Origin of the sequence: Myxococcus sp. AB036A, assembly GCF_006547355.1 — a bacterium.
Classification (GTDB): Bacteria; Myxococcota; Myxococcia; order Myxococcales; family Myxococcaceae; genus Myxococcus; species Myxococcus virescens.
The window spans coordinates 89,426-105,467 of the sequence record NZ_VHLC01000011.1; the positions used below are offsets into that span (position 1 = coordinate 89,426).

The following is a 16,042-nucleotide window of genomic DNA, read 5'->3' on the forward strand; positions in this document are numbered from 1 at the left end:
GGGCAGGTTTTCTCGTGGGTACACCAGCCCCCTGCCATTGGAACAACAACCCGCCAATCTATTGGCAGGTGTGATGACAGGTGGGCGGAGCGCCTGTATCCAGGGGGCATGACGCAGAGCACGCCAGAAGGTGTGGACGCGCGCGGCTTCCGGGATGCCATGGCCCGGTGGGCCAGCGGCGTGGCCGTGGTGGCGATACAGGACACCGATGGACTGCGGGCGACGACGGTGAGCTCCTTCAGTTCCCTGTCGCTGGACCCGCCGCTGGTGGTGGTGGCGTTGTCGGAGGCGTCCCGCACCTTGAAGCGGGTGGAAGCCTCCGGCGTCTTCACGCTCAGCATCCTGTCCGCCGCACAACGTTCCATCTCCGTGCAGTGCGCGAAGGGTGAGTTGGATGCGCAGCTCTTCGACGCGGACGCCTTCGTGCGGGACAGCCTGGTGGGGCTGTCATGCCAGGTCCATGGCCTGCACCGTTACGGTGACCACACGCTGATTGTCGGCCGCGTCACACGTCTTCATGAGGGACGTCCGCAGGAGCCCCTTCTTTATTGGGCGCGGGGCTATCGAACCGTGACCTCTCTGCCGCCGTCTGATAGCGATGGCGGCTGACCTCTCACACCGAAAGGAAACGACCATGCCGTTCACGTTGCCTGATCTGCCTTACAAGAAGGACGCCCTCGCGCCGCACATGAGCGCGGAGACGCTCGAGTTCCACCACGACAAGCACCACGCCGCCTACGTCAACAACCTGAACAAGCTCCTGGACGGCAAGCCGGAGGCGAACAAGTCGTTGGAGGAGGTCATCCTCAACAGCGACGGTGGCGTGTTCAACAACGCCGCGCAGGTGTGGAACCACACCTTCTTCTGGCAGTGCATGAAGCCCGCTGGCGGCGGCAAGCCGACGGGTGAGCTCGCGGCGGCCATCGACCGTGACTTCGGCTCCTTCGAGAAGTTCAAGGAGGAGTTCTCCACCGCCGCGGCCACGCAGTTCGGCTCGGGCTGGGCCTGGCTGGTGCTGGAGGGCGGCAAGCTCAAGGTCACCAAGACGGGCAACGCGGACCTGCCGATGAAGCACGGCCAGAAGGCCCTGCTGACCATCGACGTGTGGGAGCACGCGTATTACATCGACTACCGGAACGCGCGTCCGAAGTTCATCGAGACGTTCCTGACGCACCTGGTGAACTGGGACTTCGTGGCCCAGAACTTCAAGGGCTAGGTCGCACCGCACGGCGTTCATCGCTGGCCTGGGCGGCCTCGGAGGTTATTCGAGGCCGCTCAACGCAATCCGCCCCTCAGCTCCCACGCGGAGCACCACCTGGGGCGGAGCGCTGGTGGCCTGAGCCGCCAACCACCGAGCCAGGGGCGCGACCACCTGTTGCTCCACGGCGCGCTTGAGAGGCCTGGCCCCATAGCGTGCGTCGAAGCCGGTGCGCGCCAGGTGCTTCACCACGTCCTCGCCGAAGGTCACCTTCACGCCCCGGCGGCTGAGCCCCTCGCGAGAGAGGGCCGCCTCCAACGTGCGCCGGGCGAGTGATTCAATGACGTCCTCCGTGAGCGCGCGGTAGGGCACCACCCGGTCCAACCGGTTCAGCAGCTCCGGCCGGAAGAAGGCCGCCGCGGCCCCCAGGTAGTGCGCCGCCCGCTCCAGGGCGCCGCGCTCCCCGAAGCCCAGCGAGCGCCCCGCGGTGTCCGCGCCCAGGTTGCTGGTGAGCAGCACCACGGTGTTGCGGAAGCTGACGGTGCGGCCGGTGGCATCCGTGAGCCGGCCTTCGCCGAGCACCTGCAACAGCAGGTCATGGACGCCCGCATCCGCTTTTTCGATTTCGTCCAGCAGCACCACGCCGAAGGGCTGCTCGCGGACGCGCCGCGCCAGGCTGCCTTGTTGGCCTCCCGCTTCTCCTACCAGCCGGGTGGCGCTGCCAGGCGCGGCGTACTCCGCCATGTCGAAGCGCGCCAGCCGGGCCACGTCGCCAAACAGGTACTCCGCCAAAGCGAGCGCCGACTCCGTCTTGCCCACGCCGGTGGGACCCAGCAGCAGGAAGGCGCCCAGCGGACGCGAGGGGTCCGCCAGGCCCGTTTTCAGCGTGACGACCAGGTTGCGCAGGAGGAGGGTGGCCTCGTCCTGGCCCACCACGCGCTCGCGGAAGCGGCGGAGCAGGGCATCCGGGTCCAACCGGATGGCGGAGTCCACCAACTCGAGCGGGTACCCAGTCCGGGTGCAGAAGGCCCGCGTCACCGAAGCGGCGTTCACTTCTCCGGCTGCGCCGGGCTCCGTGCTGGCGGCGCGCAGCAGGGACACCGCGCCTCCGGGCGAAGGGCCCGAGCCGAAGCGCTCCGTGAGTTCGCCAGCGCGGTCCAGCGCGTCGGGCGTGAAGCGCACCTTGCGAGCGCGGCCCACCCGATGCGAGGCCTGCTGAAGCGCGGTGCGTGCAGCCTGGGCCGAAAGGGGCGCCACGGCGATGTGCCGGAGCGATTGCAGGAACGCGGCGTGGGTCCGCTCCGCGCGGGCCACGTCCTCCGGTGTTGCCTCCAGGACGAGTGAGACCTCGCCACTTTCCAATGCAGGCAGCAGCTGACGCGCCACATCCAGCCCCGTGTCGCCGCTCCCCAGGGACAGCAGCTCCGACAGGCTGTCGAGGTGCAGCACGGCCCGGCGAACACGCAGGGCCTCCACCATGTGCTTCACGCGCTCCTGCCACTGCCCCAGGTAGCGCATGCCCGCCATGATGCGGCCTCCGGAGGAGCTGAAGACCTCCAACCCGTGAAGCGGCGAACCCGTGGTGGCCGCCTCCGCGCGTTGCACGAGTTCATGAACCAGGGCCGTCTTGCCCACGGATGACGGGCCCACCAGGAGCACGCTGGCTCGGGTGCGCGAGGTGACGGCCTCCGCGAGCCGGGACACCTCCAGGTCCCGTTCCCAGGCGCGTTCCAGCAAACCCGCGCGGGCTTCCTCGTTGAGACACCGGCTGGCTTCCGCGAGCCCCGGTGGTGGCGCCTGGCGCCGCTGCGGCTTCGCGGCATCGAGCGCGCGGGCACGCGGCGTGTCCCGGAAGCGGACCGGCACCGACAGCGTCTCTACCTGTTCCTCGCCCACGTAGGCCAGCGAGTGCAGCCGGTCGAGCGACGCGAGATAGAGTTCGTGGCGGACCATCTCCTCGACGAAGGGCTCCAGGTCCGCCGCATCGTGCAGCGTGCCCTTGACGTCCACGCGGGGCACCCACACGCGTAGGGACTGGCGCGCCGGTGCTCCCTTGCGTGCGGTGCGGGCCTTCACCCCGTGCGTGAGCACGGTGAGGCGCAGAGGGACGGACAGCATCTTCCCGTGTTCGAGCGCGCGCACCGTCAGCGTCGTCTTCCGCTGGCGCAAATCGCTCCAGTGGGTCTCCTCGTCCCAGAGCTCTCCTCGCTTGAGGAGCCGCCCCACCACCGCCGCGATGTCGAGCCTCGCGGCGTGCAGTGTCGGCGCGAAGGCCGCCAGGTGCGGGTGGGTGAGGACATGCGCCGCCACGCCCAGCCCGGGATAGGTGCGCACGAAGAGGTGGACATTCTTTTCCATGTCAGATGTGTCCCTGGCTGGGTTCCCGGAGCACCCTCGCGGCCCATGCGAGCGCCTCCCTGGGGCGGCGTCCGCTCGCGACGTGCGTGAGTTCGGTCGAGTCGTGGGGCCGTCCAGTCGTGACACCCTCGCGGCCACGCAGGATGACGTGGCTGGCCGCGCCCACTGACGCGGCGCCGCTCCTACGGGCATCGCGTTCGCGGACGACTGCCTCATCCCAGGCCGCCATCACGCGCGGCACGTCTTCCAGACTCCCCACGTCTTCGGACAGGTGCTCCAGGCGGACCAGGACCTGTCGCGGCCCGTCGCCATGGACGAGGTCCACCAGCGCATAGCCTCGAAGGGGCGCCAGCACCTCGCGCAGGCCGACGGCCGACATCCGCACGACGACACGCCGAAGCACCAGGTCCTCGGACCGCTCGTCTCCGGACCGGAACCACTCGGTGCGCCCGTCGGCATGGACGCCTTCCAGGTACATCGCCGACTCCCCGAGCGCGCTGGGGAGGGAGTGGGCCACGGTCCACACCGCGGAGGGCGTCGCGTCGCCGAGCCCCTCCACCAACACCGTCACGACGTCCGTCCCCCGCGCCAGATGTGTGAGTTGATGTTCGACCCATGCGGTCTCGTCGCGAAGGGCCAACACCCGGGGCTGTGCGCGGCGGAGCTGTTCTTCGTTCGAGACGTGCAGCGGGCGCTCCTCATACGTAGGGCGCTGCCGCAGGCCCAGGTGGCCCACGTGACTCGAGTGTGACGTCAGCATCTGCTTCACGGTGGACGCAGGCGACTGCGCGTCCTGGAAGTCACGCGGGACCAGCTCGTAGTCGCGGATGTCCGTGGCCTCGAGTGCCAGCCGGTGCAGTCGCTCCGCCAGTTCTCCCGCCTCGGGCACCTCTTCCGTCATCAACGCCTCCAGCCGCGAGCCGGTCTCCTCGAGCAGGCGGGACACCTCCGCCAGGCTCCATGCAGAGGCCGGCCGCTCGGGTGCCCACGCAGGCGCGTTGACCAGCACCTCCACCGACACGCGCATGTCGTTGCCGTCCCGTAGCAGCTCCACGCGCGCCAGGTCGTCCGCGCTCCGCCGCACCAGGTGGTGGGCCAGGGGCAGCGTGAGGCGCTTCTCCAATGCGCGCTTGAGGGGGCGGGCTCCGTAGCGCGGGTCGTAGGCCTCCTCCACCAGCAGGTCCAGCAGGCGCGGCTCGACCTCCACCAACACGTTGCCCTGCCGGATGCCATGGCGCGACAGCAGGGCTTCGAGCGCGAGGTCCACCACCACGCGCAGCGCGGCGGGCGTGAGCGGACGGAAGGGCACCACCCGGTCCAGCCGGTTGAAGAACTCCGGGCGGAACCAGGCACGCACGGCGGAGAGGTAGTGCGCCTCCGCGCTGTCCGCGGCACGGTGGAAGCCGGTGTGGGTGGCGGCCTCGCGCACGCCGAGGTTGCTCGTGAGCACGACGACGGACTGCCGGGCATCCACCGTGCGTCCCGCTCCGTCCGTCAGCCGTCCCTCACCAAGGAACTGGAGGAGGGCGTCGAACACGCGGGGATGGGCCTTCTCCACCTCGTCGAACAGCACCACGCAGAAGGGCTGGGTGCGCAGCGCGGTGGTCAGCTCACCGTCCGGCGCGCCGGGGCGCCCGAGCAGCCGGGTGATGCTGGAGGACGTGACGAACTCCGACATGTCGAAACGGATGATCCGCTGGTCTCCGCCGAAGAGCGTCCGCGCGAGCGCCTTCGCCGTCTCCGTCTTGCCCACGCCCGTGGGGCCCACGAAGAGGTAGGTGGCCAGGGGTTTGTCGGACGGCTGGAGCGCGGACTGCAACGTGAGGATGGCGTCCACCACGGCTTCCACGGCTTCGGGCTGGCCCGCCACCTGCCGCTGCATCTCCCACGTCAGCGCTTCGCGCTTCTTCGGCTGGGCGCTGCCCAGGATGAAGTCCGGGAGGCCCGTCTGCTCCCGCATCGCGTCGATGACGTCCCCCGACGAAAAGCGCCGGGTGCCCGAGGTGCTGACGCCCTGTCGGGCCATGACCCGGCGAAGCAGGCGGACGGCCTTGCCCGGGAACGCCTCGTGCGACACGAAGCGCTCCTGCAAGGTGAGCAGGGTCTCCAGCGCCAACGGCGAGAGCCGGACCGCGCTGCCCGTGCCTTCCGCCTCCAGTTCACGCACGGTGCCGAGGAGCGCGGGCAGCGTGGCACGCGCATCCAGCGCGGGGACGTGGATGACCCGGAAGAGCGAGGCGAGGGTGGGGGCTTCTTCCCGCACGCGTTCGAAGCGCTCGGGCGTGGACTCGGCGAGCACGGTGAGCTCGCCCCGGGCCATGTGGGGCTCCAGGAACTGCGCGACGTTGGTGCGCTCATTGCGCGTGCGGCCCGCGTAGACGAGCGAGGCCAGGTCGTCCACGTAGAGCAGGTCGCCGACCTCCATCAGCTCCTTCACCACGCCCCGCGCGCGGGCCTCCCACTGGCCCACGTACATCATCCCGGCGATGAACTGGTTGCCGTCCACGCGCCACACGTCGCGACGCACGCCTGCGGCGTCCTGCCGGGCGGTGAGCCGGCTCACCGCTTCATGAATCAGGGCCGTCTTGCCCGCGCCGGGTGGACCCACCAGCACCAGCGCGGAGCCTTCGCGGCCTTCGAGCGCCTCCACGAGCTCGCGAACCAGCGCCTCCCGGCCAAAGCAACGCTCCAGCGTGCCGTCTCGGGCTCCGTGGCTCAGGTTGCGCGCCACGGCCCGGAGCTCCACCAACGTGAGGCGCCGCCGGTTGCGGCGTTGCTCCCGCTGCTCCGGCGTTTCGGGCGCGGTGTCTTCCTTCTCCGGGTTCTTCGTCCGGCGGCGGCGCGCGGGCTGGGCCGGTCGCGGCGGCGTGCGCGGGAGGACGGAGGGGGCATAGGCATCCACCTCCAGGAGCTCCAGTTGCTCCCGGCCCTGGGCCCAGTGCGTGTCCAGGGAGTCCAGGTTGTGTTCCAGACACCACGCCAACAGCCGTCGCGCGAGCGCCTGGGGCAGGTCCGCGGGCTGGTTCAGCGCGAAGCGCGCGGCGGGGAGCCGGGTGGGGGTGACGACCCAGAAGGTGTCACGAGGCCACTTCTCCAGCAGCACGGACATGGTGCCCTGGAGGACGACGCGCCGGTTCTTCTCCCGGTCCCTTCCTTCCGCATCGACGGCGACGTGCTTGAGGGCGAAGTGGGGTGGAAGTTGGTACTGCGCCACCTGGGAGGGCGACTCGCGCTCGAAGCGCTCCATGACGGCGAGCGCGAGTTCGTCTCGCAGCATGGAGAGGCTGGGCCCTACTTTGTGCAGCGCCGGGAAGAAGGCGGGCACCCAGGCCTCGACGAGCCGGCCGCTGAGCGGGGCCACCACGAAGGGAAGCTTCAGGTCCATGTCGTCAGTCCTCGTCCCGGCTGTTGAAGACGCGCCACTGCATCCAGGGCTCCAGCAGGGGCTCCAGGTCAGGCCCCTCCAGACCAAAGCGCTGCTGCACCCCGGTGCGAAGGTCCGTCAGCGTCCCCTGGCCGGAAACGCTGCCCGACAGGCGCACCTGACGGATCTCGTTTTTCGGCAACTGCTTCTGCAACGCCTCCCGGGAGGAGAGGTCGAACAGCGAGAGGGGCCGCGGCTCGAAGTACGCATGCACCATCGAAATCTGACTGCCTTCGATGAAGCGATGCAGGCCGTGCTCGCCAGCGAGCAGCAGGGCGTGTGGGCCGCCCTTGACCTGAATCGCATAGGCGACCGGCTGCACGACGAGCTTGTCGAAGGTCTCATCGTCGGCCCACCGCCATTGCGGCGGCGGAGGGGTGCGATGGGCCTTCTCGCCGGACTTGCGCTCGGGAACGGCGAGCAGGCCTCGCCGCTTCTCCATGGACGCCTTCTGGGCCCACCCCTCATAGGCCGCGGCGAGCATGCGGGCCTGCCTCCACGCGCCGCGACCTGGCACCAGGTAGAGGGTCGCGCCATGTGACGGGGGAAAGAGGGAGGAGTAGATGCGTTGCCGGATGCGGGCGAAGGCCGACTTCACCTGGCTCACCTCGCGGCTCAGGGACTCCACCTGCTCCACGGTCCTGGACAGGTGGGCCTCGAAGAGCAGGTCCTCGATGGCCTCCGCCTGCTGGGCGCACTCTCGAAGCGACTGTTCCAGCGCTCGCGCCTCCGACGACTTGCGCGAGTTTTCTTCAGCCAGCGCCCGCTCCTCCCAGTACGCGGTGTGCCGGGAGACCTTGTCGAAGACGGCCAGGACGCGGCGCAGGGAGTGCATCGGCGCGCAGCGGCTCCAACGCTGGACCTCCGCGCGCACGGTGGCTGCGTCCTCGAGGATCCGCTCGATGGCCTCCCGGCCCCCGCTCTCGGCGGCGCCGCCCAGGGACTCGGCGCGCAGCTCGAGTCCCGTGGTTCCCGCATCCACCGTGAGGCTCGCCGGCCCGATGCGGGGATGCGCCGCGAGCCAGTCCGCCACGGGGACCACCAGCTCGCGCTCCAGCGCGCGCTTCAAGGGGCGGGCGCCATACCGCGCGTCGAAGCCTCGCAGGGCCAGCCAGTCCTGGGCGGCGGGGGTGACTTCCAGCAGGGCATCGTGGAGCGAGAGGCCTGGACGGCGGCCCACGGCTTCGAGTTCACGGACCACCAGCCGGCGCAGCAGCGGGGCGGACAGCGGCGAGAAGACGACCACGTCGTCCATGCGGTTGAACATCTCCGGCCGGAAGAAGCGCTGCACCTCGGAGAGGTAGTGCGCGCGCAGGGAGGCCATGTCCGGGGCACCGCCCGACGCATCGAAGCCCACGCGAGCGCGCAGGGTGTCCGCGCCCAGGTTGCTGGTGAGGATGATGAGGGCGTTGCGGAAGTCCGTGAAGCGCCCGGAGGCATCGGTGAGGCGGCCTTCGCCCAAGACGCCTAGCAGCGCATCGTGAACGGCGGGGTGGGCCTTCTCCACCTCGTCCAGCAGCACCACGCAGAAGGGCTGCCGGCGCACCGCCGACGTGAGGTAGCCCGGCGTCTCCCCGTCTCCCATCAACCGCAGCAGGGCGTCCGGACCGGCGTACTCACCCATGTCCAGGCGGACCATGCGCTCCTTCGCACCGAAGAGCAGCTCCGCCAGCGCCTTGGACAGCTCCGTCTTGCCCACGCCGGTGGGGCCCACGAAGAGCAGCACTCCCAGCGGGCGCCGCACGTCCGACATGCCGGCCTTGAGGACGGAGACCACCGAGGCCGCGCGCTCCACGGCGGCGTCCTGCCCCATCACCCGCGAGGCCAGGAAGTCGCGCACGTGTGCGGACGCCAGCGGCTGGTCGTCCCGGAGCAGGTGCTCGGGGATGCCGGACTCCGAGGCGAACTGGCGGATGGCCTCCAGCCGGGTGACGGAGGTGCGCGAGGCTTGGGCACACGACGCCAGCAGTCGGCGCACGAAGGCCACGGTGTTGCCCACCTGAGCGCCGTAGGGCAGGAAGCGGCGGCACAGGAAGCGCGCCTCGTCGAGCGCGTCGGGCTGGACCTGCATCGCGGCGGCCAAGGCGTCGTCCTCCGCCACCTTGGCGACGATGCGGCCGAGCGCGTCGGACGTGGGCTCCGCGACGCGCACCACCGAGAAGAGCCGGGCGAAGCTGGCGTTGCGCTGCTCCACCTGGGCCCAGGTCTCCTCCGTGGCCTCGGCCACGACGGCCACGTCACGCGCCGCGAGGAGCGGGAGCAGCAACTGGGCCACGTTCTGGTCACTGTGGGCGCTCTTGCCCGCGTCGAGGAGCTCCACGGCATGGCCCAGGGACAGCAGGGCCCGGGCCTCGGTGGCCTCACGGAAGGCGCGCAGCACCTGCTGCTGCCAGTCTCCGAAGAAGCCCTCGCCCGCGATGAGCCGGCTTCCGTCGAGGAAGTAGAACGGGCGGGCGCGCTCGGCCTCGGTGGCGGAGGGGGCGCGCAGCGACTGGGCGAGCGCGTGGAGCACCGACGTCTTGCCCACACCCGAAGGCCCCACCAGGACCACCGGTTCGGCGTCCTTGGCCGCGAGCCGGGTCCGGAGCAGGGCGACCAGCGCATCCTGCTCGTAGGCCGCGTCGAGCTGCCCTTCTTGCGCGAGCCGGTGCCAGGCCACGCCGACGCTGTCCAGGGTGGGCGTAGGTGGCGGCTTCGCGGGCGGCTCACCCGGGCCCCGATGCGCGGTGCGGCGGCGTGGCTCCCAGCTGTCCAGGTCCAGCGCCTCCGTGTCTTCGTCCTCGTCGTCCTCGCGCGTGTCGTCAACCAGGTCGGCGGGTGCGTCTGGAGGGCGCGGCGGTGGACGAATGTCCCGGTGCAGCTCGCGAGGCGTGAGGTCCGACAGGGCCACGGGGGTGGCCCGCACTTCGATTTCCAGCAGGGACTCAGGGCCATCCGGACGCAGGGCAAGGCGCTCCGCGTCGGACATTCCCTCCAGGCGATCTCCCAACAGCTCCGAGGCCTCGGCGGGGAGTGTCTTGCTCTGGAACCAGTGGTGGCTGTTGAGGCGTGGCGCGTGGAGGCCCAGGAAGGCATTGAGCGTGGGGGCCACCACGGCGGACAACGTCAGCGGCGCGAAGTGATTCTCCTCGGCGCCCCAGACGGGAATCGCGGGCAGCTCCACCGTTTCGAGCGCCCCTCCGGTGGGGGCGATGAACTCCGGCACGCGCCGCGGGTGGACGCGGGAGAGTTGGTCGTCCAGCGCGAGCGTCAGCTCCTCGGTGGCGGCCTCCAGCGAGTCCGCGTGCACCGCGAGACGGCGCAGCGCCAGCGGCGTGAGCGTCACCCGGCCGCTGACGTGCCGCTGCAACCAGCATTGAAAACGGAAGTTCATGGGTGAGGGCTCGGGTGAAAACGGTGCCGTGCGTGACGGCATGAGCTCTCGGGAGCTGACCGGACCCGCTCACGACGCGGGTCCGGCCTGACAGTCCGTCGGATTTGTCAGGGGGCGAAGCGCCAGGGCACCGTCGCGGCGGGGTGGAAAGGGAGCGGGGCGCTCCAGGAGGGCTCGGGCGGTCGCGTTGACAGCGCCGCGGGTGCCGGGGCATCGTGTGGGGACTGATGACGCGCTCGACCCACCAGACGTGTTGCTGCTGTCCGGCATCCGCGGTGGGCGTCCGTCCGCCAGTGGCCTGAGTGCCCTGGCTGAGCTGTTTCCGGAAAGCCCACTGCCCGCGAGGGAGTGGGCTTTTGACTTTCTCGCGTGGCCCCCTGTTTCACCTCGAGGTCCCGCATGGAACGTCTCGCGCTGTTGCGCGCCAGGAACTGGATGCCGTTGGCCCTGCTGCTGTCCGTGGCGGGCTGTTCGCGCGCGTCCAGTGATGCGTCACCCGACGGGGCGGTGACGTTGCTCAACGTCTCCTATGACCCCACGCGGGAGCTCTACGAGGACTTCAACGCGGCCTTCGCGAAGCACTGGGCGGCCACGCGTGGCCAGCAGGTGTCCATCCAGCAGTCCCACGGGGGCTCCGGCAAGCAGGCCCGGTCCGTCATCGAAGGATTGCGGGCGGACGTGGTGACGCTGGCGCTCGCGTACGACGTGGACATGCTGCACGAGAAGGCGCAGCTCCTTCCGGCGGACTGGCAGGCACGGCTGCCCCACAACAGCGCGCCGTATACGTCCACCATCGTCTTCGTGGTGCGCCAGGGCAATCCCAAGGCCATTCGTGACTGGGACGACCTGGTGCGCGAGGACGTCACCGTCATCACCCCGAACCCGAAGACGTCGGGCGGCGCGCGGTGGAACTACCTGGCCGCGTGGGGACAGGCGCTGAGAGGTGAGGGCGGTAGCGAGGCCCGGGCCCAGGCATACGTGGAGAAGCTGTTCCGCAACGTGCCGGTGCTCGACTCGGGCGCGAGGGGCGCCACCACCACCTTCGCCGAGCGGGGCCTGGGGGACGTGCTCCTCGCATGGGAGAACGAGGCCTTCCTCCTCATCCGTGAGGTGGGGCAGGCGCGCTTCGAGGTCGTCATTCCCCCGGTGAGCATCCTCGCTGAGCCACCCGTCGCCGTGGTGGACTCCAACGTGGACCGCAAGGGCACCCGGGCCGTGGCAGAGGCGTACCTGGCGTACCTCTATTCGGACGAGGGCCAGGAGATCGCGGCGCGGCACCACTTTCGGCCGCGCTCGGAGGTCGTGGCCGCGAGGCATGCGTCCGACTTCCCCAGTCTGAAGCGCCTCACGCTGGCGGAAGTCGCGGGCGATTGGCGGCGGGCGCAGGCCATGCACTTCGCCGACGGCGGCCTCTTCGACCGCATCTACGCTCCCCGCGCGGACTGAGGACACCCCGCCATGTCTCGCCCTACTCGCCACCGGGTGCTCCCGGGGTTCCGTCTGTCGCTGGGCTTCAGCTGGTTCTACCTGGGCCTCATCGTCCTCATTCCGCTCTCCAGCCTCTTCCTGCGGACCTTCTCCCTGAGCTGGGAGGAGTTCTGGGGCACCGTGACGACGCCGCGCGCGCTCGCCGCGTACCGGCTCAGCTTCGGGGCCTCGCTGGCCGCCGCGCTCGCCAACGTCGTCTTCGGCCTGTTGGTGGCTTGGGTGCTGGTGCGCTACCGCTTCCCCGGCCGCGACGTGCTGGAGTCCCTGGTGGACCTGCCCTTCGCGCTGCCCACCGCCGTGGCCGGGCTCACGCTCACGACGCTGTTCTCCGCGAAGGGGTGGTACGGCCAGTACCTCGAAGCGCTGGGGCTCAAGGTGGCCTACACGTCCGTGGGCGTGGCCATCGCGCTGACGTTCATCGGGTTGCCCTTCGTGGTGCGCACCGTGCAACCCGTGCTGGAGGACATCGACGTGGACGTGGAGGAGGTCGCGGCCACGCTGGGCGCCTCTCCGTGGCAGACCTTCCGACGCGTCCTCTTTCCCGCGCTCTTCCCCGCGCTGCTCAGCGGCTTCACGCTGGCCTTCGCCCGCGCGCTGGGTGAGTACGGCTCTGTCGTCTTCATCTCCGGCAACATGCCGCTGCGCACGGAGATTGTCCCGCTGCTCATCATCACCCGGCTGGAGCAGTTCGACTATGCGGGGGCGACGGCCATCGCCATCGTCATGCTGGGGGCGTCGTTCTCACTGCTGCTGGCCGTCAACCTGCTCCATCGCTGGAGCCAGCGCCGGCTGGAAGCCCGGCCGGGAGCGTGAGCGCCATGCATCCATCCACCCTTGTCTTGCGCCGAAGCGCGCGCAGTCTGAGCGGCCCGGCGTTCGTCCGTTGGGGGCTCATCGGCGCGGCGGTGCTGCTGCTGGGTGTCTTCCTCATCGTCCCGCTGGTGGCCGTCTTCACCTTCGCCTTCCAGAAGGGCTGGGAGGCCTACGTCGCCGCCCTGACGCACCCGACGGCGCTGGCGGCCATGCGGCTGACGCTGCTGGCCGCGGCCATCGCCGTGCCCTTCAACCTCGTCTTCGGCCTGGCCGCGTCGTGGCTCATCGCGCGGTTCCAATTCCGGGGACGCTCGTTGTTGATGACGCTCATCGACCTGCCCTTCAGCGTGTCACCCGTCATCGCGGGGCTCATCTTCGTGCTGCTCTTCGGCCGGCAGGGCTGGCTGGGGCCGTGGCTCCTGGACCACGACGTCCGCGTCATCTTCGCCGTGCCCGGCATCGTCCTGGCCACGGTATTCATCACCTTCCCCTTCGTCGCGCGCGAGGTGCTGCCCGTGATGGAGGCCCAGGGCAGCGACGAAGAAGAGGCGGCGCTGACGCTGGGCGCGAGCGGCTGGCGCACCTTCCTGACCGTCACGCTGCCGAAGGTGAAGTGGGGCGTGCTGTACGGCGTCATCCTCTGCAACGCGCGAGCAATGGGTGAGTTCGGCGCCGTGTCCGTGGTGTCCGGCCACGTGCGCGGAGTGACGACGACGCTGCCGCTGCACGCGGAGATTCTCTACAACGAGTACGACCTGGCCGGCGCGTTCGCCGTGGCGTCGCTGCTGACGCTGCTCGCGCTCGTGACGTTGGTGGTGAAGAAGTTCGTGGAGTGGAGGAGTCAGCCGTCATGAGCATCGTCGTCGAACAGCTCGCCCGCCGGTTCAATCGGGGTGGCAGTCCCGCCGTGTCCAAGGTGTCCTTCCAGGCCCCCGAGGGTGCCATCACCTCGCTGCTGGGACCGTCCGGCGCGGGCAAGTCCACGCTGCTGCGGCTCATCGCCGGGCTGGAGATTCCCGACGAGGGCCGTGTCCTCATCGACGGCGTGGACAGCACGCAGATGCCCGTGCAGCAGCGTGGCGTGGGGGTGGTCTTCCAGAGCTACGCGCTCTTCAAGCACCTCACGGTCCGGCAGAACGTGGCCTTTGGCCTGGAGGTCCGGCGCGTTCCCAAGGCGGATCGCGAAGCCCGTGTGGAGGAGATGCTCCGCATGGTGCAACTGGAGCACCTGGGCGGCCGCTATCCCGGCCAGCTCTCTGGCGGGCAGCGACAGCGCGTGGCCTTCGCGCGTGCCCTGGCCATCCGCCCCCGCGTGCTGCTGCTGGACGAGCCCTTCGGCGCGCTGGACACGCGGGTGCGGGAGGAGCTTCGGGAATGGCTCCATGCCCTGCACGAGCGCACGCGGCTGACGACGCTGCTGGTGACGCACGATCAGCAGGAGGCCTTGGAGATTTCCCAGCACGTGGTGGTGCTGAGCGAGGGCCGCGTGGCTCAGGCGGGCTCTCCCGCGGACATCTACGACCGGCCCGCGTCCCCCTTTGTCGCCTCATTCATTGGAGGCGCCAGCGTGCTGCGTGGCCACGTCCAGGCGGGCAGGGCGGCCATGGGGGCCTTGTCCGTGACGGCTCCCGCCGCCGCTCGTGAGGGCGAACCGGTGCATGCCTTTGTCCGTCCGCATGACATCAAGCTGGCGAAGGCCGTCGCGGGCGCGGCGAGCGCTTCCACTGCCACCGGCCGCGTCGAGCGGCTCAAACCGGTGGGAGGCTACGTGAAGGTGTTCCTCCGCCTGCCGAGCGGGGACGAAGTCACGGTGGAGGTACCGCGCTCGGAGTTCGACGCGCTGGGCGTGGCGGAGGGGGACTCCGTGCGCGCCGATGTCCGGTCCGCCACCGTCTTCGTGGGGGACTACTCCATCTAGGTAGGAGGTCTTGAAAATCCAATATTTCAGCTAAAGCAACTTGTGTGATGGGTGAGGGCGGCTATGTCCCAGGGGAACCCCTGGAGCGAGACATGCACAAACGACACGCATTGCGTTCGATGTTGTGGGCCGCGAGCAGTCTGGCGTTGGTTGGCGGCTGTTCCCCGGAGCTGGAGCTGTCCGACGCGGAAGCCCTTCCCCTTGTGACGCAGGAGCAGGGCGAGCGGGCCTATGACCCAGGGCCGGGCTGGAACCTGGCGTGGCAGGACGACTTCACGGGCAACAGCCTCAACTCCGCCAACTGGACGGTGCTGACGAGCAACTTCGACCCTGTCACCAACAACTGCAACTTCGGTACGGGGGAGCTGGAGTACCCCCGCGCGCAGAACGTCACCGTCGCTGGCGGCAAGCTCATCCTCACCGCGCAGCGGACGGCGGACGCGCCGTTTGACTCACGCTGCGCGGGTTACGGGCCACGTTCGTACTACTCGGGCCGCATCCACTCGAAGGGCAAGGTGGAGCGCCGGTACGGCAAGCTGGTGGCGAGCATCAAGGTGCCGTCCGGCTATGGCATGTGGCCCGCGTTCTGGACGTTGGGCGCGAACATCTCCAACGTCGGGTGGCCCCGGAGCGGCGAAATCGACATCCTCGAGTGGCACTCCAACGACGCGTCGTGGATGAAGTCCGCCGCGCACTGGTTCGCCAATGGCGCGCAGCAGAGCTGGGGCACGGGCGCGAACCGCGGGTACAGCATCGCGGACGGCTTCCACACGTACGAGGTGGAGTGGACGGCCAACCGGATGCTCTTCCGCCTGGACGGTGAGATTCGTGGCAGCGAGTTCGCCCACAACGAGGCGGCCTTCCAGCAGAACCACTACATCCTCCTGAACCTCGCCCTGGGCGGGAACTGGTACGGCCACCCGCACCCGGACGCCATCGCGCTGCCCTGGGGCCAGACGAAGACGATGGAGGTGGAGTGGGTGCGCTGGTACCAGCCGGGGAGCACGCCGCCGCCCGCGTCACTCACCAACGCCAGCTTCGAGAATGGCATGACGGGCTGGGCCACCTGGAGCCCCAACGGCACCGAGGCCGCGGACTTCAGCGAGACGTACAACGGGGGCCGCACCGGCGCCTATCACCTGACGCACTGGACGAACGGCACGCCCTTCGAGGTCTGGACGTACCAGCCGGTGTCGGGCCTCGCGTCGGGCACGTACAAGGTCCGCGCGTGGGTGCGAAAGAACGGCGGGTTCGACCTGTCGCGCCTCCAGGCCAAGACGTGTGGCGAGTGCGCGCCCGTGTTCACCGACCTGGGGAACCATGGCGACTGGGCGATGGTGGAGACGCCGCCCATCTCCGTGACGGGAGGCTACCTGGAGCTGGGCTTCCACACCCGCGCCACGTCGGGCAACTCCGCCAACTTCATCCACATGGATGACGTGGAGCTCATCCGCCTCTAGTCGCGGCGTG

The 16,042-nt window shown here is 69.7% G+C and carries 10 protein-coding genes; 7 read left to right on the plus strand and 3 right to left on the minus strand.

Going from position 1 to position 16,042, the window contains the following annotated elements:
- Nucleotides 1–108: 108 nt before the first annotated feature.
- On the plus strand, nucleotides 109–609 hold the full coding sequence (locus FL344_RS07100; RefSeq protein ID WP_141591534.1) for a flavin reductase family protein: 501 nt from the start codon (nucleotides 109–111) through the stop codon (nucleotides 607–609).
- 25 nt (nucleotides 610–634) lie between these two features.
- On the plus strand, nucleotides 635–1,216 hold the full coding sequence (locus tag FL344_RS07105; RefSeq protein ID WP_141591535.1) for a superoxide dismutase: 582 nt from the start codon (nucleotides 635–637) through the stop codon (nucleotides 1,214–1,216).
- Between the two features lie 45 nt (nucleotides 1,217–1,261).
- Here FL344_RS07105 and FL344_RS07110 read toward each other — a convergent pair whose 3' ends face one another.
- The 3 genes from FL344_RS07110 to FL344_RS07120 are packed head-to-tail and all read right to left on the minus strand — an operon-like array spanning nucleotide 1,262 to nucleotide 10,353.
- The gene (locus tag FL344_RS07110) at nucleotides 1,262–3,556 is read right to left on the minus strand and encodes an AAA family ATPase (RefSeq protein WP_141617987.1); all 2,295 of its coding nucleotides are present in this window, start codon (nucleotides 3,554–3,556) and stop codon (nucleotides 1,262–1,264) included.
- Between the two features lies 1 nt (nucleotide 3,557).
- The gene (locus FL344_RS07115) at nucleotides 3,558–6,941 is read right to left on the minus strand and encodes an AAA family ATPase (protein ID WP_141617988.1); all 3,384 of its coding nucleotides are present in this window, start codon (nucleotides 6,939–6,941) and stop codon (nucleotides 3,558–3,560) included.
- Nucleotides 6,942–6,945: 4 nt separating this feature from the next.
- Entirely contained in the window at nucleotides 6,946–10,353 is a 3,408-nt protein-coding gene (locus tag FL344_RS07120) for an AAA family ATPase (RefSeq protein WP_228564847.1), read from the minus strand.
- Between the two features lie 435 nt (nucleotides 10,354–10,788).
- On the opposite strand from FL344_RS07120, the gene FL344_RS07125 reads away from it, so the two are divergent.
- The 5 genes from FL344_RS07125 (at nucleotide 10,789) to FL344_RS07145 (ending at nucleotide 16,032) form a co-directional block, all read left to right on the plus strand.
- Nucleotides 10,789–11,799: a sulfate ABC transporter substrate-binding protein gene (locus FL344_RS07125; protein WP_141618005.1), complete on the plus strand. Its 1,011-nt coding sequence runs from the start codon at nucleotides 10,789–10,791 to the stop codon at nucleotides 11,797–11,799.
- 12 nt (nucleotides 11,800–11,811) lie between these two features.
- On the plus strand, nucleotides 11,812–12,654 hold the full coding sequence (cysT, locus tag FL344_RS07130; RefSeq protein ID WP_141617990.1) for a sulfate ABC transporter permease subunit CysT: 843 nt from the start codon (nucleotides 11,812–11,814) through the stop codon (nucleotides 12,652–12,654).
- A gap of 5 nt (nucleotides 12,655–12,659) precedes the next feature.
- Nucleotides 12,660–13,508, plus strand: coding sequence for a sulfate ABC transporter permease subunit CysW (cysW, locus tag FL344_RS07135; RefSeq protein ID WP_141617991.1), 849 nt, complete (start codon nucleotides 12,660–12,662; stop codon nucleotides 13,506–13,508).
- On the plus strand, nucleotides 13,505–14,572 hold the full coding sequence (locus FL344_RS07140) for a sulfate/molybdate ABC transporter ATP-binding protein (protein ID WP_141617992.1): 1,068 nt from the start codon (nucleotides 13,505–13,507) through the stop codon (nucleotides 14,570–14,572). Before cysW ends, FL344_RS07140 begins: the two co-directional genes overlap by 4 nt.
- A 92-nt stretch (nucleotides 14,573–14,664) precedes the next feature.
- Entirely contained in the window at nucleotides 14,665–16,032 is a 1,368-nt protein-coding gene (locus tag FL344_RS07145; RefSeq protein WP_194863026.1) for a family 16 glycosylhydrolase, read from the plus strand.
- The last annotated feature ends 10 nt before the right edge of the window (nucleotides 16,033–16,042 follow it).

Excerpts from the sequence above, each read along its gene's own strand:
- FL344_RS07100 (WP_141591534.1), top strand. The coding sequence starts at position 109 with ATGACGCAGAGCACGCCAGAAGGTGTGGACGCGCGCGGCTTCCGGGAT.
- FL344_RS07105 (WP_141591535.1), top strand. The coding sequence starts at position 635 with ATGCCGTTCACGTTGCCTGATCTGCCTTACAAGAAGGACGCCCTCGCG.
- FL344_RS07110 (WP_141617987.1), bottom strand. The coding sequence starts at position 3,556 with ATGGAAAAGAATGTCCACCTCTTCGTGCGCACCTATCCCGGGCTGGGC.
- FL344_RS07115 (WP_141617988.1), bottom strand. The coding sequence starts at position 6,941 with ATGGACCTGAAGCTTCCCTTCGTGGTGGCCCCGCTCAGCGGCCGGCTC.
- FL344_RS07120 (WP_228564847.1), bottom strand. The coding sequence starts at position 10,353 with ATGAACTTCCGTTTTCAATGCTGGTTGCAGCGGCACGTCAGCGGCCGG.
- FL344_RS07125 (WP_141618005.1), top strand. The coding sequence starts at position 10,789 with ATGCCGTTGGCCCTGCTGCTGTCCGTGGCGGGCTGTTCGCGCGCGTCC.
- cysT (WP_141617990.1), top strand. The coding sequence starts at position 11,812 with ATGTCTCGCCCTACTCGCCACCGGGTGCTCCCGGGGTTCCGTCTGTCG.
- cysW (WP_141617991.1), top strand. The coding sequence starts at position 12,660 with ATGCATCCATCCACCCTTGTCTTGCGCCGAAGCGCGCGCAGTCTGAGC.
- FL344_RS07140 (WP_141617992.1), top strand. The coding sequence starts at position 13,505 with ATGAGCATCGTCGTCGAACAGCTCGCCCGCCGGTTCAATCGGGGTGGC.
- FL344_RS07145 (WP_194863026.1), top strand. The coding sequence starts at position 14,665 with ATGCACAAACGACACGCATTGCGTTCGATGTTGTGGGCCGCGAGCAGT.